The organism is Paenibacillus sp. Soil787, from assembly GCF_001429545.1.
In the GTDB taxonomy this organism is placed as follows: domain Bacteria; phylum Bacillota; class Bacilli; order Paenibacillales; family NBRC-103111; genus Paenibacillus_E.
On the sequence record NZ_LMSP01000012.1, the window covers coordinates 626108 to 648305 of the forward strand.

Consider the following 22198-nt stretch of genomic DNA (forward strand, 5'->3'; position numbering starts at 1 on the left):
AACCTTATCCCCTACGCTCATTCATCCGCAATGAATCGTACATCCCCCATTTCCATTCTAAACACTTATCCACAGATTCGTATGATGCTAATTTCCTACACAAAACAAAGAACCTTCCAACCCACTCAAATAGTGGTCTGAAAGGTTCTAGAAGTTCTTAATTCTTTCCAAGCTTTTCAAAGCCTATTATGTTCTCTAAAGCTCTTGTATGCTCAAAAGGAGACCTTAGACTCCTTTAAATCTTAATGCTCCGCCCAGCTGTCCAGATACATCTTCTGCTCTTCTGTCAACGAATCAATGCTAGTGCCAAGTGATTCCAACTTGAATCGAGCAACTTGCTCATCCAGCACATAAGGTACATTGACAACGCTTTTGCCTAATTTCTTGTACTCATCATTGACATATTTCAGTGACATAGCTTGCAGCGCGAACGTCATATCCATAATTTCAGCCGGATGACCATCACCAGCAGCTAGGTTAACCAAACGTCCCTCAGCAAGTATGTATACTTTGCGACCGTCTGTTAGTTGGTACTCTTCAATATTGCGTCTTACTGTACGCTTGGAAGAAGACATTGCTTCAAGTTCCGGTTTGTTTACTTCTACATCGAAGTGGCCTGCATTCGAAAGAATCGCGCCATCTTTCATTACTTTGTAGTGCTCTCCACGAATCACGTCACGATTACCCGTAACCGTTACGAAGAAATCGCCCAATTTCGCCGCTTCCAGCATTGGCATTACAGCAAAGCCATCCATGTAGGCCTCGACACCTTTAATTGCATCAATTTCTGTTACAATTACATTAGCGCCCAAACCTTTAGCACGCATTGCCACACCTTTACCACACCAGCCATAACCGACAACAACAACCGTTTTACCAGCTACAACTAAGTTAGTTGTACGGTTGATGCCATCCCAAACGGATTGACCTGTTCCATAACGATTATCGAACAAGTATTTACAGAACGCATCGTTAACTGCGACCATCGGGAATTCAAGCTTGCCTTCTTTCTCCATCGCTTTCAAACGAAGAATACCAGTTGTTGTTTCTTCAGCCCCGCCGCGAACTTGTACAGCCAAATCTTTACGTTCGGAATGTAGGATAGAAACCAAATCGCCACCATCATCAATGATCAGATCAGGCTTCGTTTCGAGCGCTTTAATCAAGAGCTCTTTGTACTCTTCCGGACTCGGATTGTATTTCGCAAAAACAGTAATACCATCCTCAACAAGCGCCGCACAAACGTCATCTTGTGTTGATAGCGGATTGCTTCCAGTAATCGTTACTTCAGCTCCACCAGCTTTTACTACTTTGGCTAAATAGGCTGTTTTCGCTTCTAGATGCAAGGAAATAGCCACTTTTAACCCTTTAAAAGGCTGCTCTTTCTCAAATTGCTCACGAATACGATTCAAAACAGGCATATGCGCCTGAACCCAATCAATTTTCAAATGACCTTCAGGTGCCAGTGTTATATCAGCAACAATACTCTTTTCTACAGTTGTCATGTTCGTTTCCTCCTATAAATAATAAATACGATGCAAACCATCCACAGGAATTGGCGTCTCAACTAAGTCTCGGAGCCATTCATTCCCATACCGATTCATATAAGCACACCCATTATACACTCTTTCTTGCGGCTTGGCGAACGGCAAAATCGTTAGTCTTATGCGTTCTAATTGTCGCAATGCCGCATCGAATTGCGTCTTATAGGCTTCTCCTGCTTTATTACGTAAAAAATCGATTTGCTCCAGGATTTTCGCTAAATTAGTTTCGCCAAGCTTCTTAACCCCGGGGTTGATCGCAACAAGAGATTCCACAAGCGGCGCGTAGTTCATACTGAAATCGGATTTTACGGCTTCGAAGCGCTCATTCAATTGCAAGGTATCTTGCGCATCCAACCATTCTTGCTTCTTGTGTTCAAAGCGTTCAAGAACGTCTTCAAATGTAAAGCCATATTTGTTCATTTGCTTCAGAACCGTACCTTCAATCAACGTAAACTCCATGCGTGGTGCTATGATCGGCATTTTCATGCCAAACTGTTCAAAAGCATGCTTCGTCAGCGACCAATAAGCAATCTCCCCTGGCCCTAACACAGTAGCGAGAACAGGAAATAGAAATTCTTGCATAAGAGGCCGCGACATCACGTTATTACTCAAATTCTCAGGCGTTGTTAATGCTAAATCTTGAAGCTGCTGTTTTGTAAAACTATTATCCTGCTTCTTATCTGTAAATCGTTCACCTTCACGATGCAGCAGCAGCCGCTGTCCATCTGCAAATACAAACAAATTAGCTCCGTCTTTACTTATTTCAGCTTGACTCTCATATCCTGCTTGCTGAGCAGCATCCTGACTCTTCTGTAATGATCCCGAGAATGCTTCATTCTGTAAGATCAACTGCTCAAACATGGGCGCTTCCAAAGCTCGCAGGGAGGGTTCATCGGAATCTATAAGGACAAGACCGTATTCACCAAATAGGATTGCCATCCAGCGAGCAAAAGCATCAGATAAGGTCGCCCCATCCTCTATTGTTCCCTCCAGCTTAGCGATTAGCGAAGCTTTAAACTCTGTATCCATCAGAGATTGATCTAACGCGGTTAAGGCCTCTTTCCATGCATCAGGTTCAATAGGCAGCCTACTGACGGATGTGCGTCGCCCTGTCGGATGATCAACCTTGATTTTCTCAATCTGCTGGGCATTCGATAGCGCGTACGTATGATTAACCTCATCGAAATCATGATCCTCGCCAGCGATCCAAAAGATCGGTACAACAGGCCGTTGTAATTTCCCACTCCATTCACGAGCCAATTGAACAATGGTAATGGCTTTGTACAATACAAGCAGTGAACCGCCGAACAATCCAGCTTGCTGGCCACCAACAATGGCAAGTGTATTCTTATCAGCCAATGCTGAGATTTGGTCAAATGCAGCTTGTGCATTCCCAATTTTCTCATTATATTTCTGTAAAACTTGCACCAAGCGCCCTCGATCAACTTGAGGTGAAGTCTTTGGTTCGTCTAACCATTGCACCCGAGACTGCCAGTCTGCCAAGTTCCCGAAATGGTAAGGATATAAAGCCTTAGCATTATCCGTTTGAGCTATGTAATCTTCCGCTAACTTCTGATTTTTCTTCCAATGAAAAGTTTCTATTTGCATACGCGATTAGTGTCTCCTCTTCATACCAAATAAAACAACTATTCTTTGATTGTACACGTAAGGTCAGCAATCGTCAAAACTGTATTTTTAATAATTACAATTGAACAATAAATAGCCGCCCCCTGAAGGGACGGCCGGATAATCTTAATACAAATGACAAGCTACGAAGTGATTGGGTTCCACTTCTTTTGATGGCGGCATTGATTCCGCACACTGCGGCATTGCTTGCGGACAGCGCGTACGGAACGGACATCCGCTAGGCGGATTAAGCGGACTTGGTACATCACCTTGTAGAATGATGCGATCACGTGTACGCTCAATTTCCGGATCTGGGATCGGAATCGCCGAAAGCAGTGATTGTGTGTAAGGATGAAGCGGCTTCGCGTAAAGTGCGTCAGACGTCGTTACCTCAACAAGGTTACCAAGGTACATAACGCCGATACGATCGGAAATATGCTTAACCATCGCCAAATCATGCGCGATAAACAAGTAAGTCAAGCCCATTTCTTTCTGTAATCTTTTGAACAGGTTTACAACCTGTGCCTGAACGGAAACGTCCAATGCAGAGATCGGCTCATCCGCAATAATGAATTTCGGCTCAATCGCAAGCGCACGGGCAATCCCGATACGTTGACGCTGACCGCCGGAAAACTCATGCGGGAAACGGTTGGCATGCTCATCGTTCAAACCAACAGCGCGCAGCAATTCCATTACGCGTTCTTTACGTTTAGCGCCTTTGTACAAACCATGAATATCAATACCTTCAGCAATGATATTTCCAACCGTCATACGAGGGTTCAAAGAAGCGTAAGGATCTTGGAATACCATTTGCATATTCCGATTAAAGTCTTTCAACTTTTTGCCCTTCAACTTATGAACATCTTCACCGTCGAAAATAACTTCGCCTTCCGTTGCATCATAAAGCTTGATAATCGTTCTGCCCGCAGTCGACTTCCCACACCCGGATTCCCCTACGAGACCAAATGTTTCACCGCGTTTAATTTCTATAGAGAAATTGTCAACAGCTTTCAACACTTTACCGTTGCCAAGGTTAAAATGCTTCTTCATATTACGAATTTGTAAGATAGGTTGATTAGCTTTAGACATGTTGATGACCTCCCACTCCTACAGGACGTTCAACCTTCGGTGCATCTGGGTGCAGCAACCAGCAAGCGGCACTGTGCGTCTCAGAAAGCGACGTATGCTCTGGATCTTCTTCCAAACAATGATTCATGGCATATGGACATCTTGCTGCAAAAGCACACCCTTTTGGAGGTGCGAATAGATCTGGTGGAGTACCCGGAATTGGTACTAGCTCTTCATTACTATTCGTATCCAAACGCGGCACTGAACGAAGCAAGCCCCATGTATATGGATGCTGTGGCTCATAGAAAATTTCATCTACTGTACCTTGCTCAATAATTTTTCCAGCATACATAACGACAACACGCTGAGCCATATCAGCCACAACACCAAGGTCATGCGTAATTAAAATAATTGATGAGTCCGTTTTTACAGAGATCGTCTTCATCAGATCAATGATTTGCGCCTGGATCGTCACGTCAAGAGCCGTTGTTGGCTCATCTGCGATAAGCAGTTTTGGTGAACATGCAAGTGCGATAGCAATCATAACACGTTGACGCATACCACCGGAGAGCTCATGTGGATACTGATGAATCCGGCCCTCTGGGGAGTTAATGCCTACAAGCTTGAGAATTTCAATCGCTTTCTCAGTTGCAGCCTTTTTGTTCAAACCTTCATGCTTGATCAAACCTTCAGTAATTTGATCGCCGACTTTCATCGTCGGATTCAAAGAAGTCATCGGATCCTGGAAGATCATACCCATTTCGGATCCGCGAATTTTCTCCATTTGTTTGTTGGAAAGCTTGGTAATATCCACTTTCCCGTCAAACATGATAGAACCGCTTTTTATATAGCTAGGCGGAGTAGGAATTAAACGCATGAGCGTTTGTGCCGTAACGGATTTACCGCAGCCGGATTCACCTACAATCGCCAACACTTCACCTTTTTTCAAAGAAAAAGATACGCCGCGAACAGCTTGAACTTCCCCCGCATATGTCCGGAAAGAAACTCTCAAATCTTTTACTTCAAGTAAATTGTTATTGGTGCTCATCATTATTCACCCCTTCTTACTTGCGCATTTTTGGATCAAGCGCATCACGAAGCCCGTCGCCGAGTAAATTGAAGCTTAATAGAATCAAGCTGAAAATAATAGTCGGGAAAATAAGGCGATGCGGATATAACCGAATATAGTTGGCGCCGTCAGATAGCAAGTTACCCAGCGATGCGAGCGGCGGTTTAACACCAAGACCAATGAAGCTAAGGAATGCTTCAGTAAAGATAGCGGCTGGAACAACAAAGGTAATTTGCACGATGATGATACCTAACGCATTAGGAATCAAGCTGCGCATAATAATTCTCATTGGCGATGCACCAAGCGTACGAGAAGCAAGCACGAACTCTTGCTCTTTCAACGTTAGCATTTGACCGCGAACCAAACGCGCCATTGGTACCCAACCCGTTATGGCCATAGCCAAAATAATCGATGAAATACCGGAACCGATAACCATAATGAGTAGAATCGCGATCAATAAGAAAGGAATCGCATAGACGATTTCAATCGTACGCTGCATTACTTCATCAACTTTCCCGCCATAGTACGCAGAAATACCACCATAAAGAACACCGATAACCAAATCAATTAAAGCTGCTACAATCCCGATAAATAAGGAGATACGTGTTCCCCACCATATACGGGTCCAAACATCGCGTCCGAAGTCATCTGTACCGAACCAGTGTTCACCACTTGGAGCCACATTTTTTACTTTTAAGTTTTGCGTCTGATAATCATAGCTTGAAACAAAAGGTACAATAATCGCTAATACGATCAAGGTAACTAATATAATTAAGCCAGCCATAGCCAGTCTATTTTTCTTAAGTCGTCTCCATGCGTCCTGCCAATAATTGAGCGAAGGTCTAACAATTTTTTCGCCAGTTAAAGATTTATTTGAAACGGGAGCAAACTTGTAGTTATTCTCAGTTGCATTATTTGGTGTTTGCATGATTATTTCCCGCCTTTCCCAAGACGAATTCTAGGGTCTACAAAGCCATACACTACGTCTGTGATAAAGATTACTAAGATAAGAATACTTGAGTAAAAAATCGTCAATCCAGAAATCATGGTGTAATCGTTTGAATAAACGGATGATACAAAGTGTTTACCCAGGCCCGGCACGGAGAAAATTTGTTCAACTACTAGCGTTCCTGTGATTACGTTTACAAATATTGGTCCAATAATCGTAATAACTGGTAGGATAGCATTTCTAATCGTATGCTTAACAACAACAGTAAAGTTGGTTAAACCTTTGGATTTGGCAGTCTTAATATAATCCTGGTTGAGTACGTCTAACATAGATGTACGCATTAAACGTGCCAAAATGGCAATCGTTCCGAAAGAAAGCGCAAGTGCTGGTAAAACTCGATAACTTGGACCTTTCCATAAACCCGCAGGAAGAATACCCCATTTTACACCGATATAATAAGAAAGCAATGGACCAAGAACAAATGATGGGATAGATACACCGAGAATCGCAATAAACATTGCCGTGTAATCGCCTGCTTTATTATGCTTCAAGGAAGCAATAATCCCTAAAGTAAGACCTGCAATAATAGCAATAGCGATAGAGATCAACCCTAGTTCTAGTGAAGAAGGAAATGCTTGTTTGATAATATCAGTAACTTTGTGAGCAGGGAATTGAAAGGAAGCTCCTAGATCGCCATGGATGATATTGTTCATGAATGTCAAGTATTGTTCCCATAGTGGCTTATCTAAACCGTATTGCTTCATCAGCATCTCTTTCGTAGCCTTAGGAATCTTTTCGGCGCCTTCTCCTAGTGGATTACCTGGTAAGTTTTTCATCAATACGAAAGTGAATGATGCAATAAGCCATAACGTAATAAGCGCATATAAGAAACGGCGAAGAATGAACTTAACCATAATGCTCCTCCTTTATTAAAATTAACTGCTGAGAAATTTAGAAGGGGCCGCTCCCACGAGGTGCGAACGGCCCCTTCTTCTTTAATGATATGCTGTTTGGACTACTTAATAGATGTCCATTTCAATTCCCATTCTTGACCAAAAGATGGAAGAATCAAACCGTCAACTGGAGCCTTTTTCAAGTAAGCACGCGTACGGAAGTAAAGCGGTGATACACCTTGATCATCCATCAGGATTTTCTCAGCTTCAACCAATGCTTTCGCACGTTTGGTAGCATCAGTTTCTGCTTGAGCTTGCTTAACTAAAGTATCATACTGCGGGTTACTGTAGTCGCCTTCATCGAACTCTCCGCCAGTTACCCACATATCCAAGAACGTCATTGGATCGTTGTAATCCGCGCCCCATAGGGAAAGTGCGATATCGAAATCATGTTTAGAAGACAACTCGATACGTAATGCATGCGGAACTGGGTTCGCTTCTGCTTCGTATCCAAGGTTTTGTTTCCATTGAGCAAGGATGAACTCAAGTGATTTTTTCGCAGTTTCTGTATCATCCGCATTCACTTTCATTTTCGGAAGAGCCGTCAAGCCAGCTTCTTTCAAACCTTCAGTAAGCAATTGTTTTGCTTTGGCAGCATCGAATTTAGGTTGTGTTTCGCCAGCGGATTTACGGAAATCCCCGCCTGCACCATCTGAAGTACCACCAGGCACTAGTCCTGTGGAAGCCACAGATCCGTTAGCAAGAACGGTATCTACATACGCTTGACGATCGATTGCCATACCTAAAGCTTGACGAATTTTCTTGTTAGCCAAGGCAGGAACTTTTTTAGTTTGGTACATCAGATAAGAGTTAGTCAACTCAGGTTTTGGCAAATTGTCTGGTTTGCCTGCATATAGTTTAAGTTGATCGCGATTGATTTCAGTCAAATCAGCTGCATCTGTTTCGTATAGGTTAAGTCCTGTATTTGTATCTTTTACGATATTGACAGTTGCTTTCGTAAGTTTAACGTTAGCAGCGTCCCAATATTTATCGTTTTTAACAAGTTCAAGTGTTTGGCCATGATCCCATTTGCTTAAAATAAATGGACCTGCACCAATTACTTTATCAGCTTCTGCTCCATATTTATCGCCAGCTTTTGTAACGAAATCTTCTCTTTGCGGCAAGAAAGTTCCGAACGCAAGCATTTGTGTAAAGAAGGTAACTGGTTTCTCAAGTTTAATTTCAAGCTGTTTGTCGCTAATTGCTTTTACGCCAAGTGCATCTTGAGCTTTTTTAACCTCTTCAGGTGTTTTTGCTTTCGTTACAGCTTCTCCGCCTTTAATCCAAGCTACTACGAAGCTATATTGCCCCTTTGTTGCTGGATCTAATGTACGTTTGAAGGAATATACGAAATCTTGAGCTTTAACAGGTTGACCATCTGACCAGTTTGCGTTGTCACGAATGTCGATCGTGTACGTTAGACCATCATTAGATATTTTAGGTGCGTCTTTTGCAAGTCCAGGAGTTGCTTTGCCGTCTTTATCAATACGGTATAAACCTTCGTTAAATGCGCTCATGAATGTGAAAGCAGCATTAGCAGTTGCTTTGGAGCTATCCATAACAGGCGGCTCTGCTGTAAAGTTGATTTTAATTTCTTGCGGTTTGTTAGATGCCGCAGGAGCTGCTGTACCTTTAGTATCTCCAGTTGGTGATGCAGATGGTTCCTCTTTTTTGGCACAACCAATTGCCACACTACCCATAAGCGTTAATGCTACTGCTGTAGAAACCCATTTCGTCGCTTTCATATAAACTCCTCCTTTAAAATATGTATCTAAACATCTATGGTTAGGTGTTTTTGATAGCTTTACTCGCATAAACCTTACACCTTAAACCCAAAAACAAATGAAACCGCTTCACGCACGTTAGTATATCTAACATGAACCTCTGGTAAAAAAATTTACTAGACTCTACGCAAGGAATTATAACATATTACTATGCTTTGTCCAGAACAAATTTACCTTTTTATTCACTTCGATAAAAATTTAATTCACCTTTGTTAAAATAATATGAAAAAAAGGTCCTTTACGGTTTCTAATTATACAACCATCGGTCAATAAAATCTAGACGGATTTCATTGTTATTTTCTACAATTCTTTAATAAATATTACAAACACATACTTAAAATTGATTTATTCATAATATTTCCGCAAAATTGTCTTGATTAGGTCGAAAATATATAATTTTTCCCTATATGCACGAAAAATAGCAGGATATAAAGTGCTGATAGAACTAGAAAACTAAGCCTCCATACTACCCTGCTAACCTTTAATAATTCGGTTTTTCCTTTCAAATGCGTCTGATAACCACCAATGATCCCAAAAGCGATGAGCAGCACGAGCGCAATTAGCCAGAAACCAAAATTCGTATGAAATAGTTGATTCCACATCAAAGAAACAGAGCCCAGCAGAAATAACGTCGTCACATCCATGGTAAGTCTTGTTGTCATCTTCTTATCTCTAAGAAAAACAAAAACTAGAAACCACATAAGGACAAACGTAATAAACGGCGCCACTGCTAAGACCGCATATATCGTTGATATCCAACTGGCTAGCACATTCATCATTAAGAATCACCTACTTATTCTAGTGCTTTCACTAATTGGTACACGGTTTGGTGAGTCGGAATCTCAAGATTTAATTCTTTTGCCAGTTTCACTAGGCTTCCGTTAATATGATCGATCTCCGTCCGTCGGGACTGTTCAATATCCTGAAGCATAGATGAATGATTAAGGCTTGTGGCTTCGCAGACGCTAAGAAGCGTGTCCCATAACTCATCAGGCAGGAAAATCCCCTTGGCAGTCGCCACCAAACGAGTTTCTTGATAAAGGTCATTCATGAGTGCGCGCGCCCAAGGTGAAAGCAGCAGCTCTCCGTTCTTCACACGTAAAATTGCGGTAAGCGGATTGATTACTGCATTTATCGTCAACTTGCTCCAAATCCTTACATCCATGTTCTTCGACATCATTGTATGAAATCCTGCCTTCTCAAGCATCTCAATTAACAAAATATGTGTCGAATCTACAACATGATCCGAATCTTCTGTTTTTCCTATATAACTGACACCATGTCCTGTGTGAGTAACGGTCGTCAAGCCCTCTCGTCTAGCCCCTTCCGTCGTTACAGCGAACAGCAAGCTATCCCGCCCAAGCTCTTTACCTAAGCTCACTTCGTGCCCTATTCCATTCTGGAAACTTATTAAATAGGTGTCTTTAGACATTTGAGACTTCAAATTGTTTATTAGTTCTTGTGTAATAGCAGGCTGTTTGACCATGAGAAATATGTAATCAAAATGATGTAAAGACGAACTAGCCGTCCCTGCTTCTTCTAAATAGTAGCGAAAATCTATGACTCCACTACGAGTAGTCCTAATTGACTCTGCAGTTCCAACCAACTCAATTCCCTTCTGAGCTAGCTCATCTGCTTGTTCTCTTGATCTTGCAATGACTGTCATATGTTCACAAAAAGCAGACAACTTGGCAGCGAATAGAAGCCCTAAGGAGCCTGCACCAACAATCATGATACGCATCTCATTTCCCCCTTTACATACAAGTCTCATTATACAACAAAAAAGCCCCAGTCCAAGGGCTCTCCTTGTTCTGAAGCTTCTATATCTAAGGATGGAGGGCAGCTTAATCTACTCTTTCCAGGTTACCATTCGCATCCATCTTGAACCGCGGCTTCTCTTCTTCCTCTTCTTCCACAAGGAAGGCCATTTTCCTAGCACGATCCATAATTTGAATCAATGCTTTATAATCATCATTCACAACACGATAATCCGTTTCTACTTCATTAACTTGCTTATTCAGCTTGTTGTTTTCTCTGCCAAGTCTATCTAGTTCGTCCTCTTTGTCTTGCAGTTCTTTTTCTAAATTTTTGATATGGCGATTCATATCTTGGTACGTATTTCTCCATTGCCTTAGAAACCGGATCACAGCATCGATCGATAATGTTTCTTCCGTGAATGTCTCTACTTTGCCCGTAGACAGCTCAGGTCCATCCAGTAGTCCAACGGAAGAGGAACCGGAAATCGAGACGGCCGCGTGCTTTTTGAGCTGCGTTCTTTTTTGACGCTGCGCTTTGGCAATCTGAATAGCCGCTTCATATTTTTTCCTTACAAAACTGTTCCAACGGAATCCACATGCTGCTGCTGTACGCCCAATGCGCTCTCCAACTTCTTCGAATGCAGATAATTGTGTACTTCCCTCTCGTATGTGACGCAGTGTCACTTCCGCTAAGATTAAGTCGTCTTCATCGCTCCAAGCATCTTGTCTAATTGCTGACATATGGTCGAACCTCCTAACATAATATAGGGATCTTTGGCGTAGGCAAAGTCTCTCCTTTGTGGGATCTCTTTGGCGTAGATCAAAGTCTCACCTATTGGGGATGCATCATAATAAAGAATCAATTCGTAGAAAGCAGGGATAAATTGATTCGTGCCATTATTATTATTTCTATGCCCGTACTAGAGTTCATAGAATCTATTTGATACTAAATGGTATTGCCAAATTTTTTATCACTCATACATGGGATCCTGATAAAAAGACATACTACTCCTATCTGATGAAATGTTTTCAATTTCGTCACCGTTTGACGGTTTACACCGCTCATTTCAAACGGTATAATGTGTTGTAGTTAAAGTGCAACGTGGTATGAGAGGGGGATGTTACGAGAATGGATCGCATGTTTCGGGTTCTAGGTTTTTGGACACTTGTTATCGCACTAATGAGCTTAGCTGGCGATATGATACCTATGTCTCTGATTTTCTTTTTTCAAACTGCCGTATTCGTCATTCTAGGCTATATGCGCTTGTCAGAACGAACTTACATATTGTTGTTCTGGGGATATATGATTATTTCCTTCAGCGGATTTACGTATTGGTCATTTTTCAAAATGTCTGTTTAAACCCCACAACAATAACAACAAGCAAAAAGGTGAACCGACTGTTACTCAGCGGCTCACCTTTTTTTGTTCAGAAGAGAATGCTTGCTTGCGATAAATACTTTGAATAGCTCACTCATTTGATCACTTAGCAGTAACTGCCTAATGGAGCGGTTCCGCTTAGATACTTCACTGAAAGGGTTCGGATCATAGTGATTTTGAAGCCTTTGCAATATCCCTTGTTCGACCAAAAACTCCCGTTGCGTCTGGAGCTTGCAGTCAGTAAAACCACTCTGACTTGCAGCTATTTGGCATGAACTAAAATTAACATGCGATGTCATATCCTGCTCACCCTGATGGATGAACGGGTCATCCTGAGCTTGGTGTTTGCGATAGCACATTAATGTTCCATTATAACGGTGAGGAGCGAACAGTTCTTCTGCTGTATCGCCATAATCAATAATGATGCAGCTCCCGCTTTGGATCCGTTCAGCTACACGCGAGACCCAACTCTCAGCTTCAAGATTGATCTCCCCTATTTGACCATCCAACCATTGAACTTTGGATCGATCTAGGAAGTCTAATAAACGTTGGGAGCTGATAGGACGCCAAATTTCTTGAAAAGTTTGTCCTTCTTCTTGCCATTTCACATAGGACTCTTGGAAAAGCAAATCTTTATAGCGAATTCGGTGGATTGGGAAAGCATCCAACAGCTCATTTGCAAGAACATAAAGCTGATCTTGCGGGGGCTGAGCCAACCATTCTGTTTCACTTGCAAATTGAATAACTTGGGCATGTTCTTCAAGCAGTGTTCGCTGCTGCTGACGATGATAACCGCTAGATTCAATAATAGTATAGGTTAAACGGGCATAAATGGCGGGTTCAGTTCGTTTTATTTCGCCCATGATGTGAAGGGCCATACGTCCGTTGCCCCCTCCCCATTCAACAATTTGAACGGGTTCTGTTTCAGGACTTTCATTATGCAGCTGCTTACAAATAAAAGATGCCACCATTTCCCCCATGACGGAACCAATTGAGGAACTTGTGTAGAAATCTCCTTGTTTACCGATTTTTGTTCTTTCATTTCGATAATAGCCATAGGGTTCACTGTATAGACAAATTTCCATATAGTCTCTGAATGTGATGGCTTGAAATTCTGCTGACTGAATAGCCTCTTTCAAGGCTGTCACAACACTTGGGTGTCCGAGCTGATGATTCAATGAAGAACCCTCCAATTCTTTACTTAAAGACAAAACATACAGAAACCATTATAATGAAGAAGGATTTATGGAAGGAGAGACAGCAAAGCATGTCAAAGAAGTGGATTACATTAACAGCGGTAACGGCGATCAGCCTTATATCGTTGACAGCTTGTACAGACAACACGAAGATCAAAGAAGCACTCGAACAATCACTAAATAAACAAAAAGAAATGAAATCTTACACCTTCGATGGGAGCACAACATTAGCTATAGGCGATGGATTGATGAAATCGTCCAACCCTTTAACGAACGGGCTGTTATCTTTGGTCAGAGAAAGCACAATCGATTGGAAAGGCATTAGCAATGTGGATCCACTTCAGTTCCAGACGGACTTGAAAATAACACCTAAGGGCTCTACATCCCCATTTGAGATTCCAATTCTCATTAAAGATAGCAAATTGTATTTTAATATGCCAGCATTAAATAAAACAGCTGACGAGTACTATGCAATCGATCTACAAAAAATAAGTCAGAACAGCACGAGTCCCTTATCCGTAGATACTTTGAAAAATACTTCTCAATTGTCAACGACACTTGGTAATCTAATATTTAGCGGGATTGACCCAAAATGGTATAAAGAAGCCAAGGAACCGGTTAGGTTGAAAGACGGATCTTCTGCTAAATCCATCAGCGTTGAACTTACTAGTAAAAATGAAAAAGAATTGAATACGCTGCTGCAAACAAAGCTTCCAGAGTTTATTGGGCAATTACAAAACAATGGATTCCTTACTGCTGATAAAGCTGAGCAACTCAAAAAAAATCAAGCAAATCTCTTCCAACTTAAAGCTCCGGGTAAAATGGTTGTCGCCATTGATGACGCCGGCTTTATTCGGGACCAAACGATTGATGTAGGCTTCACAATCACAATAGACGGCAAGGCGCAGGATAACCACATCCTTTTTCACCAAACCTACGATGCTATCAATCAAGCCTCTCCTTTAACGAAAGAAATACCTAAAAACGTTAAAAGCTTCGATGAAATCCTGAAATTAATTACGCCGGCAAAAAAATAGATGTAAGCCAAATACTTACCTCTTCCCCAGAGGTAAGTATTTTTTTGTGCTTCATTTAATAGAAATATGATAATCTGTTCTTAGGGGGAGAATTTGTTCAATGACATATAAATTCGTAGCTATGATGTTGTCCATACTATTGCTAACTCAAATAACACTGCCACTTCAACCAATCTCAGCCGAAGAAAAGACCCCTACACAAGACGAAGCCAAAGATCTCGTCCAAAAAGGGCTTACCATTTTCGAAATTGATAAAGAAGTGAGCCGATTAAACGAACAAGATGCAAGCATTGTTGCTCAAATCAAACAAAATGAACAGGATATTATCAAGCAGAACAGCAATGTTGATAACACCCGAAAACATGCCGGAAAAGTGCTGAGAGCTTATTATACAGGTGATCGAGATTCGATCTGGATGCTGCTGTTTACCGTTAGTTCCTTTACGGATGCATTGCGAATGTTCGAGTATCTGCAAATGATCATTAGTAATGATCATCGCGCCTTATCAGCTTTCACCGAATCGTTCAAGAAATTGAAAAGCCTGCGAACCGAACTCGATTCTTCTCACGCCCAGCTGCAGAAAACAAAAGAGAAATTCCTCACACAGCGCGAGAGACTCGTAAAGCTTCAAGAAGAGCTGGACAAACAACTAGCCGTCAGTACACAAGCTCAAGTCATAGAAGCCCAAATAAAAAGCTTAAATGACCAATGGAGACAAGAGGGCATTCCTTTATTCCGCGAGTACTTGAATAGTTTATCATCGGCTTTCCGAGAGCTGCCGCAGTATGTAACGAAAGAAAGTAAATTTATGGACTTATCTTCTATCAAAAATCCGGTTATAACGATTAGTGATAAGGATTTCAATGCTTACATACATTCAAAAAATGATCTATTACAGAATTTGAATTTTGAATTTGCTGATGGGTTTATCATTGCAAAAGGCAAAAAAGATCATGTCCAAATCGCGTTGCAAGGCATGTTTATCTTGAAGGAACTTCCCGACATGAATGAAGTCCGCTTTGTTGTGGATAAACTTGAATTCAATGGCTTCCAACTGCCTGATACCACAATTGAAGACTTCATGAAAGAATTCCAGCTTGGTTTCATCCCCAAAAAAATAGTTAATTATCTCGATGTCGTTAGTGTAGAGACGAAGAATGGCTTCGCAGTTGTAAAACTTAAATTATCCCTGTAAAGTAGCAGAGGATAACGAAGTAAAGTGAGGACTCCGAATGGAACCGAAAATTGGTCTGATGATGGATCTGCCCGAAGGAAAAATACCTGGATTTTACGCACAGATCGTTAAAGCTCTCGCGGGTAAAGTTGAATTATTTGACCGCGACAAAGAAATGCTTATTGTCAGCAATGAAGAACAACAGCTTGCTGCGCTTGATGTTATGGCTCATTTCAATATTGAGACGAACCTGATGAAGCTGCGTCTGCTGCCGGATGATGCTGAATTGACTGATCTATTCAGCGATTATGGCTTCACAAGCCGCGCAGAACACAATTATTTATACGATAAGCTTGTCGTACAATTCCGCTTTGCAGCAGATAGCCCGCAAGCTGAAATCGACCAAGCTGCCCTTCAGATCGAAGAGCACCTCCTCGCTCAGTACCAGGCTCAGGATCACACAGTTTACGTCGTGGATCGGCAGCTCGAAGAGCTCATGCAGGGTATTGCCAAAGCTTATCGATGCCGCATTGAGATACTGCCATAGAACACGCAAAGAAGCCCACATCCCTCACGTCGGGGATGTGGGCTTCTTTGAATTCTTAGAGCAGATCGGCTGCTAATTGCGCCAGATGTGAACGTTCACCACGTTCCAGAGTGATATGCCCGCTAATACCTTCTTGCTTGAAACGTTCCACAACATAAGTTAATCCATTACTAGAGGCATCGAGATATGGATGATCGATTTGGTCGGGATCACCTAGAAGAACAATTTTACTTCCCTCTCCTACACGGGATACAATCGTCTTCACTTCATGCTTAGATAAGTTCTGCGCCTCATCAATAATGATGAATTGGCCAGGAATTGAGCGCCCGCGAATGTACGTCAGAGCTTCAACTTGAATACTTCCGAGACCTGCTAGTATTTTCTCAATGTCTCCCGGCTTTTTGGTATCAAATAAATATTCCAAATTATCATAGATCGGCTGCATCCAGGGACGCAGCTTTTCATCTTTTTCACCAGGCAGATAACCAATATCCTTGCCCATTGGAACAACAGGTCGAGCAATAAGCAACTTTTTATATTTACGATCATCTTCTATTTTCATAAGGCCCGCAGCTAATGTGAGCAGCGTCTTACCAGTACCCGCTTTCCCAGTCAGGGTGACGAGCGGGATTTCGTCATTGAGCAGGAGCTCAAGAGCCATTCGTTGCTGCGCGTTACGCGCGGCAATCCCCCAAATGGGATCGTTACTCATGAAGAGCGGCTCCAGCTTTTTGGCATCGGGCGTCACTTTCAATAAAGCTGATTTGGAAGAACCCAGCTCATCCCGCAAAATAACAAATTCGTGAGGATGCAGCATATAACTCAAATTAAGCGATGTCACAGTCAAGAATCGATAAGAATAAAATTCATCAATAATAGAAGGATGTACGTATAACGTTATATATCCGGTGTACATATCCGTTTGTGCAACAATGCGATCGGTTAAATAATCCTGTGCAGGTATACCGAGGACATCTGCTTTAATACGAACTAATGTATCTTTACTCACGATAACGACTGGTCTTGGATATTCATTCTCCTGCTCTTCTAAATGATAGTTGAGAGCGACCGCAAGTATTCGGTTATCATTCGTTAATTCAGCAAATGTGTCCTGCAGCTTCGCAAAGCTGCGATGGTTGAGTTCCACTTTAATGCTGCCGCCACGATCGAGTGTGATGCCATCGGACAAGTTGCCTTTAGTTCTTAGTCCATCCAGCAATCTCGAAACATGTCTCGCATTACGGCCTATTTCGTCCGCATTTCGTTTCTTAGAATCGATTTCCTCCAACACCACGGCGGGTATGACTACTTCATTATCTTCGAACGCGAATAAAGCATTAGGGTCCTGAAGCAGAACATTGGTATCCAACACGTAAATTTTTTTCATTGGTGTGTCCCCTCCCAGATTTGGCGTTAGATCATTGGTTATATTAGATTACATACAACCTAGCTGTGCTGGACAAACTAAACGCGAGATTCAGGAAAGAAAGGAACGATTCAAGTGAGACTATTGTGCGTATTTATAGTAATACTGACCCTCGCGGTTGGTTGTAGTCAAGCGCCGAAAAGTGGTGCCCCCTCTCAAAATCCGAATCAAAACCAAGTAAAAGTTCAACAAATCGCCCCACAAAAGCTCGAGATAAAAGATTCGAAGGCTGTTGCAGAACGTTTGGAAAACCTAGCCACCAGCGTCCCTCAGGTTGAGAGCGCGCACTGCGTCGTCTTCGGTAATACCGCCGTTGTCGGCATTAACATTAAGAAAGATTTGGATCGAGCCAAAGTCGGCACCGTCAAGTATTCGGTAGCTGAAGCCCTTAAGAAAGATCCATACGGAGTTAATGCCATAGTTACCGCAGATTTGGACTTAGATCAACGCTTGCGCAACATTCGGGATAATGTTCAAGCAGGAAGACCAATCACTGGATTCGCAGAGCAAATGGCAGACATCATAGGCCGTGTTATGCCTCAGCTGCCGCGTGATATTCGCAATACGCCAAACAATACGGGACCTAATGGTACGAATCCGGCGGAGATGCCGAACCCGTAATCCACCGAAGATAACAAAAAGCCTGACTGCATACGCAGATCTAGGCTTTTTTTATCGCATCAAAAACTCGGCCGGCTGGATTCACAGTTACTCGGCTCACACAAGTTTTCTCATATTCAGGCTCGGTCATCATTTGGGCGCGATCTATCCATTGCTTCGGTAAAGCTGTGTTGTGTTCAGCCATATCGTTTGCGCCTCCTGCTAGGTGGTTAAAAACGATCCTTACACTTACAGTATAGCATAGCCGGTGGCAAGCGTTCCACCTTTATGTATCTATTTTCGGTTCATGCGAACACTCCTTTTTCAGCCAGATATACCTTAGTGTACGTCGGTTTAAAAAAGTTATGTCGTCAACATGTACGTCTATTGATTATTGTAAATCGGATTCGAATTAATATCATCAAGCAGCTTTACCGCCGATTCTCGATCAAAACTTTGTTTACTTTTGACACCTTCTTGTTCATAGGCGATGTGAATTTTCATCCGATCGGATTCGTCCACAATTTCCATATGACTGACCCCATGATCTTCACGTAAGATAAGCGCAAAAAAAACAAGCGTCTCTTTGGCCGCTTCGTCATCCGGTCTTGCTTGACTTACAATATGCATTTGCAGCCAATTAAAAAAGGTGTCTTGCAGTTTCATTCTAACGCCCGTCCTCTCTAAGTAAAATAACATCGCAGCCTAACTCAAGCCAACGAAGCCATTGATTTTTCCAAATGATTTGTTGTGCATCTAAAGCGCTATCATTAAGCGATGACACAAGGTCCTTGGCTTCCTCTCGCTTTAGGAGACGATCTAGAAAGGCTTCTGCGCAATGCGATAAATGAAAAGGGTCACCATCAAACACAACGGTCTCAGGATGTGATAAATCAAGTTCTGCGAGCTCTGAACCACATACCTCTTCATCATCGCTTAACAGTAGACTAGCTTTATACATAGACAACAATCTGGGGTGTCTTCCATTCGCCAATTCACGGAAAGCTTCCAGCTTTGTGAGTGGAGAGCAGTCCAAGCGATCAGCCCCCAACACCAGAGGAGAATAGCCTGCAATCGGAGTTAACCAGTACTTAGTCATTCGCCCCTCCTAAGAGTTTTCGTGAGAAAACTCACTTTCGTAAGCTTAACTTGAGTTTTACTTTAAGTTGGTTTATTACCGCTTCTTTTCTCGATGAAATACCGAATCCGAACAAGAAACATTAACGATATGGCAACAGTTAGACAAAGCACGATAGGCAGTCCTACAATTTGAAAAACAAGCAGCATAACTGATCCAATGGCCAGCAGCACATAGATGACAGCAGTCTTGAGAACCGGCAATTTACGCGTCCGGAAAACTTTGTTATACACATAAGACATAAATATAAAGATTAATAGATAAGTGATGTACAGGTGATTTCCAAACCACTCGTTCAAGGCAGTCAAAACATACACTCCATTTCATTCAAAAAGTAAAGTCATTTATCATTATCACTCAAAATTACAAATAAAGAAAGGGAAATGCGGCATTGTAGCCCACATTTCCCATATTTAGAACACTTTGTGAATTAAACGTTAGCTTCAGCTGTTTTGCGGTGTTTTTCCGCACGCTCGCGCTCGCTTTTGTTCAAAATCTTTTTACGAATACGAACGGATTTCGGTGTGATTTCACAATATTCATCATCGTTCAAATACTCAAGTGCTTGCTCCAAAGAGTACATACGAGGAGTTTTCATTTTTACAGTTTCTTCTTTGTTAGCAGAACGGATGTTGTTTACCGCTTTTTCCTTACAAATGTTAACGATGATATCATTGTCGCGCGTATGCTCACCAACGACCATACCTTCGTAAACTTCCGTTTGTGGATGAACGAACAAGATACCGCGATCTTCAACGGAAAGGATTCCGTATAATGTGGATACGCCTGATTCGCTGGAAACAAGTACGCCTTCATGACGTCCGCCAACACCAGCTCCTTGGTATGGACCATAGCTGTCAAAAGCATGGTTCATGATACCGTAGCCGCGTGTTAACGTTAAGAAGTTCGTTCTGTAACCGATCAAACCACGTGCAGGGATTAAGAACTCAAGACGAACGTTACCGCTGCCGTTGTTGATCATGTTGACCATCTCCGCTTTACGGGAACCTAAGCTCTCCATAACGGAACCCATGCTATCCTCTGGAACGTCGATGATTAAACGCTCAATCGGCTCCATTTTTTGACCGTCGATTTGACGAATGATAACTTCTGGTTTGGAAACTTGCAATTCAAAGCCTTCACGGCGCATGTTTTCGATCAAAATACCTAAGTGAAGCTCACCGCGGCCAGATACAACGAAAGCGTCTGGGCTATCTGTATCTTCAACTCGCAAACTTACGTCAGTTTCAAGTTCTTTATAAAGACGCTCGCGAATTTTACGGGAAGTTACCCATTTCCCCTCACGACCTGCGAATGGTGAATTATTTACGATAAATGTCATTTGCAGCGTTGGCTCATCAATTTTCAAGACTGGCAGTGCTTCCGGATTTGTAGGATCTGCTACTGTTTCACCAATATTGATATCTTTGATCCCTGCAATGGCAATGATGTCCCCTGCAGCTGCTTCTTCGATCTCAATACGTTTCAAGCCTGTGAAACCGAAAAGTTTCTCGATTCTAGCTTGCTTTTGTCCGCCTTCACGCGTCATAACCGCAACGGTTTGACCTTGACGAATTTTACCGCGGTTCACACGGCCTACGCCGATACGACCCAAGTACTCATTGTAATCCATCAATGTTACAAGGAATTGAAGCGGTTGGTCAACATCTTCCGTTGGAGCTGGAATGTGATTGACAACTGTTTCATAAATAGCTTCCATGTTGTCATCTTGCTTCTCAGGATCAAGACTTGAAGTACCTTGCAATGCGGAAGCATATACAACGTGGAAATCAAGCTGCTCATCCGTAGCACCTAGTTCAATGAAAAGGTCAAGAACTTCGTCGACAACCTCTTGAGGACGCGCATTCGGACGGTCAATTTTGTTAACAACAACAACTGGAGAAAGGTTGCTTTCTAATGCTTTACGTAGAACGAACTTCGTTTGCGGCATTGTGCCTTCGAAAGCATCAACAACCAGCAAAACACCGTCTACCATTTTCATGATACGCTCTACTTCACCGCCGAAATCGGCATGTCCAGGTGTATCCACAATGTTGATCAAGTAATCTTTATAATTAATGGCTGTATTTTTTGCAAGAATGGTAATACCGCGTTCTCTCTCGAGATCGTTGGAGTCCATTGCTCTCTCTTGAACAGCCTCGTTCTCGCGGAATGTACCGGATTGTTGAAGTAATTTATCTACGAGTGTCGTTTTACCGTGGTCAACGTGTGCGATAATTGCAATATTGCGAATTTTGTCTCTTGCGTGCATGAATGTCAAACCCTCTCTACCCTATAATTTTCGTCTCTGTTCATAAAACAAGCGTCGGACGAAAGCGCCGACGCTTGACATTTATACTTATTATACGCAGTTTCTCGACATTATGCAAGGTAAATGCGGCTCTACATAAAACTTTTACAAGTAAATGCTTGAAATTACCACACGTTTCGCTTGCGGAAAATCATGACAAGTCCAGCCACCACAAGGATCAAAGCGATTACATAGATCCCTAAATGAATTAGTAGAGTTAACCCGAAAAATACAGCTGAAATAATTCCCAGCACCATAGCACCTATCCAAACGCCTCGATCGCTTCCCCGATCGAACAGGTGCATCTCATACAATCCGATGGCTACACCAAGAATGAAACCCGGCCATAAATAGCTCATTGAACCCCAACCAAATATGTTGCAGTAAAAGAACATTATTGCATAAGTCGTTAATATACCTCCAGGTACAAGAACGCCTGCGGGCATTGACCTGTTAAAAAAGAATACGTGGAACAGCAGCCCAGGAATGAGTAAAACTAATGGCCAGCAGAACGAAAGAAGAACATGGAAAAAACCTAATTTACCAAGAAGCAACACCGCGGCCAGGCCAATTAATAGGATACCAATGGAGTAGCTATTTCTAGCCAATCAAATCCCCTCCTAATTCACTTGTCAATAAGG

23 protein-coding genes are annotated in these 22198 nt (G+C 42.3%); 5 read left to right on the plus strand and 18 right to left on the minus strand.

The genetic code is table 11. The features are described from left to right. Positions 1-242: 242 nt before the first annotated feature. The 10 genes from ASG93_RS15455 to ASG93_RS15500 form a co-directional block, all read right to left on the minus strand. Positions 243-1505 carry an adenosylhomocysteinase gene (locus ASG93_RS15455; RefSeq protein ID WP_056833346.1) on the minus strand — a complete coding sequence of 421 codons (1263 nt, stop codon included), beginning with the start codon at positions 1503-1505 and terminating at the stop codon, positions 243-245. 12 nt (positions 1506-1517) lie between these two features. Further along, positions 1518-3152: a bacillithiol biosynthesis cysteine-adding enzyme BshC gene (bshC, locus tag ASG93_RS15460; RefSeq protein WP_056833348.1), complete on the minus strand. Its 1635-nt coding sequence runs from the start codon at positions 3150-3152 to the stop codon at positions 1518-1520. A 144-nt stretch (positions 3153-3296) separates the two neighbouring features. Next, positions 3297-4259: an ABC transporter ATP-binding protein gene (locus ASG93_RS15465; RefSeq protein ID WP_056833350.1), complete on the minus strand. Its 963-nt coding sequence runs from the start codon at positions 4257-4259 to the stop codon at positions 3297-3299. Beyond that, a complete protein-coding gene (locus ASG93_RS15470; RefSeq protein ID WP_056833352.1) occupies positions 4252-5289 on the minus strand; it encodes an ABC transporter ATP-binding protein in 1038 nt (345 codons plus the stop codon). Before ASG93_RS15470 ends, ASG93_RS15465 begins: the two co-directional genes overlap by 8 nt. Before the next feature lie 13 nt (positions 5290-5302). Beyond that, complete coding sequence (locus ASG93_RS15475; RefSeq protein ID WP_056833354.1) at positions 5303-6235, minus strand: ABC transporter permease; 933 nt, start codon at positions 6233-6235, stop codon at positions 5303-5305. A gap of 2 nt (positions 6236-6237) precedes the next feature. Next, entirely contained in the window at positions 6238-7170 is a 933-nt protein-coding gene (locus tag ASG93_RS15480; RefSeq protein ID WP_029196531.1) for an ABC transporter permease, read from the minus strand. Between the two features lie 101 nt (positions 7171-7271). Further along, positions 7272-8954 (minus strand): peptide ABC transporter substrate-binding protein, encoded by a 1683-nt coding sequence (locus tag ASG93_RS15485; protein ID WP_056833356.1) that lies wholly within the window; start codon positions 8952-8954, stop codon positions 7272-7274. Between the two features lie 416 nt (positions 8955-9370). Further along, complete coding sequence (locus tag ASG93_RS15490) at positions 9371-9772, minus strand: DUF3397 domain-containing protein (protein ID WP_056833359.1); 402 nt, start codon at positions 9770-9772, stop codon at positions 9371-9373. A 14-nt stretch (positions 9773-9786) separates the two neighbouring features. Further along, the gene (locus tag ASG93_RS15495; protein ID WP_056833368.1) at positions 9787-10734 is read right to left on the minus strand and encodes a ketopantoate reductase family protein; all 948 of its coding nucleotides are present in this window, start codon (positions 10732-10734) and stop codon (positions 9787-9789) included. A gap of 103 nt (positions 10735-10837) precedes the next feature. Next, entirely contained in the window at positions 10838-11491 is a 654-nt protein-coding gene (locus ASG93_RS15500) for an RsfA family transcriptional regulator (protein WP_056833370.1), read from the minus strand. 388 nt (positions 11492-11879) lie between these two features. Between ASG93_RS15500 and ASG93_RS15505 the strand changes: the two genes are divergently transcribed. Beyond that, positions 11880-12110, plus strand: a complete 231-nt coding sequence (locus ASG93_RS15505; protein WP_029196536.1) for a DUF2626 domain-containing protein — start codon at positions 11880-11882, stop codon at positions 12108-12110. Between the two features lie 53 nt (positions 12111-12163). Here the strand turns inward: ASG93_RS15505 and ASG93_RS15510 are convergent, their stop codons facing one another. Beyond that, positions 12164-13306 (minus strand): class I SAM-dependent methyltransferase, encoded by a 1143-nt coding sequence (locus tag ASG93_RS15510; protein WP_056833372.1) that lies wholly within the window; start codon positions 13304-13306, stop codon positions 12164-12166. Between the two features lie 89 nt (positions 13307-13395). Between ASG93_RS15510 and ASG93_RS15515 the strand changes: the two genes are divergently transcribed. The 3 genes from ASG93_RS15515 (at position 13396) to ASG93_RS15525 (ending at position 16082) form a co-directional block, all read left to right on the plus strand. Next, positions 13396-14361, plus strand: coding sequence for a hypothetical protein (locus ASG93_RS15515; protein WP_056833375.1), 966 nt, complete (start codon positions 13396-13398; stop codon positions 14359-14361). A gap of 100 nt (positions 14362-14461) precedes the next feature. Continuing rightward, complete coding sequence (locus tag ASG93_RS15520; RefSeq protein WP_056833377.1) at positions 14462-15556, plus strand: coiled-coil domain-containing protein; 1095 nt, start codon at positions 14462-14464, stop codon at positions 15554-15556. Between the two features lie 37 nt (positions 15557-15593). Then, positions 15594-16082, plus strand: a complete 489-nt coding sequence (locus tag ASG93_RS15525) for a hypothetical protein (RefSeq protein ID WP_056833378.1) — start codon at positions 15594-15596, stop codon at positions 16080-16082. Between the two features lie 55 nt (positions 16083-16137). On the opposite strand, the gene ASG93_RS15530 is transcribed toward ASG93_RS15525, so the two are convergent. Then, the gene (locus tag ASG93_RS15530; protein ID WP_056833380.1) at positions 16138-17469 is read right to left on the minus strand and encodes a PhoH family protein; all 1332 of its coding nucleotides are present in this window, start codon (positions 17467-17469) and stop codon (positions 16138-16140) included. Between the two features lie 114 nt (positions 17470-17583). Here ASG93_RS15530 and ASG93_RS15535 point away from each other — a divergent pair, with 114 nt between their 5' ends. Further along, positions 17584-18129 carry a YhcN/YlaJ family sporulation lipoprotein gene (locus ASG93_RS15535; RefSeq protein ID WP_063891874.1) on the plus strand — a complete coding sequence of 182 codons (546 nt, stop codon included), beginning with the start codon at positions 17584-17586 and terminating at the stop codon, positions 18127-18129. Between the two features lie 40 nt (positions 18130-18169). On the opposite strand, the gene ASG93_RS35120 is transcribed toward ASG93_RS15535, so the two are convergent. The 6 genes from ASG93_RS35120 to ASG93_RS15560 all read right to left on the minus strand — a co-directional run bounded on the left by ASG93_RS35120 (position 18170) and on the right by ASG93_RS15560 (position 22165). Continuing rightward, entirely contained in the window at positions 18170-18313 is a 144-nt protein-coding gene (locus ASG93_RS35120) for a hypothetical protein (protein ID WP_154669585.1), read from the minus strand. 179 nt (positions 18314-18492) lie between these two features. Beyond that, positions 18493-18774: a hypothetical protein gene (locus ASG93_RS15540; RefSeq protein ID WP_056833382.1), complete on the minus strand. Its 282-nt coding sequence runs from the start codon at positions 18772-18774 to the stop codon at positions 18493-18495. Position 18775: 1 nt separating this feature from the next. Beyond that, positions 18776-19207 carry a hypothetical protein gene (locus ASG93_RS15545; protein WP_056833384.1) on the minus strand — a complete coding sequence of 144 codons (432 nt, stop codon included), beginning with the start codon at positions 19205-19207 and terminating at the stop codon, positions 18776-18778. Between the two features lie 62 nt (positions 19208-19269). Beyond that, complete coding sequence (locus ASG93_RS15550) at positions 19270-19545, minus strand: YlaH-like family protein (protein ID WP_056833509.1); 276 nt, start codon at positions 19543-19545, stop codon at positions 19270-19272. A gap of 131 nt (positions 19546-19676) precedes the next feature. Next, complete coding sequence (gene typA / locus ASG93_RS15555) at positions 19677-21518, minus strand: translational GTPase TypA (protein WP_056833386.1); 1842 nt, start codon at positions 21516-21518, stop codon at positions 19677-19679. A 164-nt stretch (positions 21519-21682) separates the two neighbouring features. Next, positions 21683-22165, minus strand: a complete 483-nt coding sequence (locus ASG93_RS15560) for a hypothetical protein (protein WP_056833388.1) — start codon at positions 22163-22165, stop codon at positions 21683-21685. Between the last annotated feature and the right edge of the window lie 33 nt (positions 22166-22198).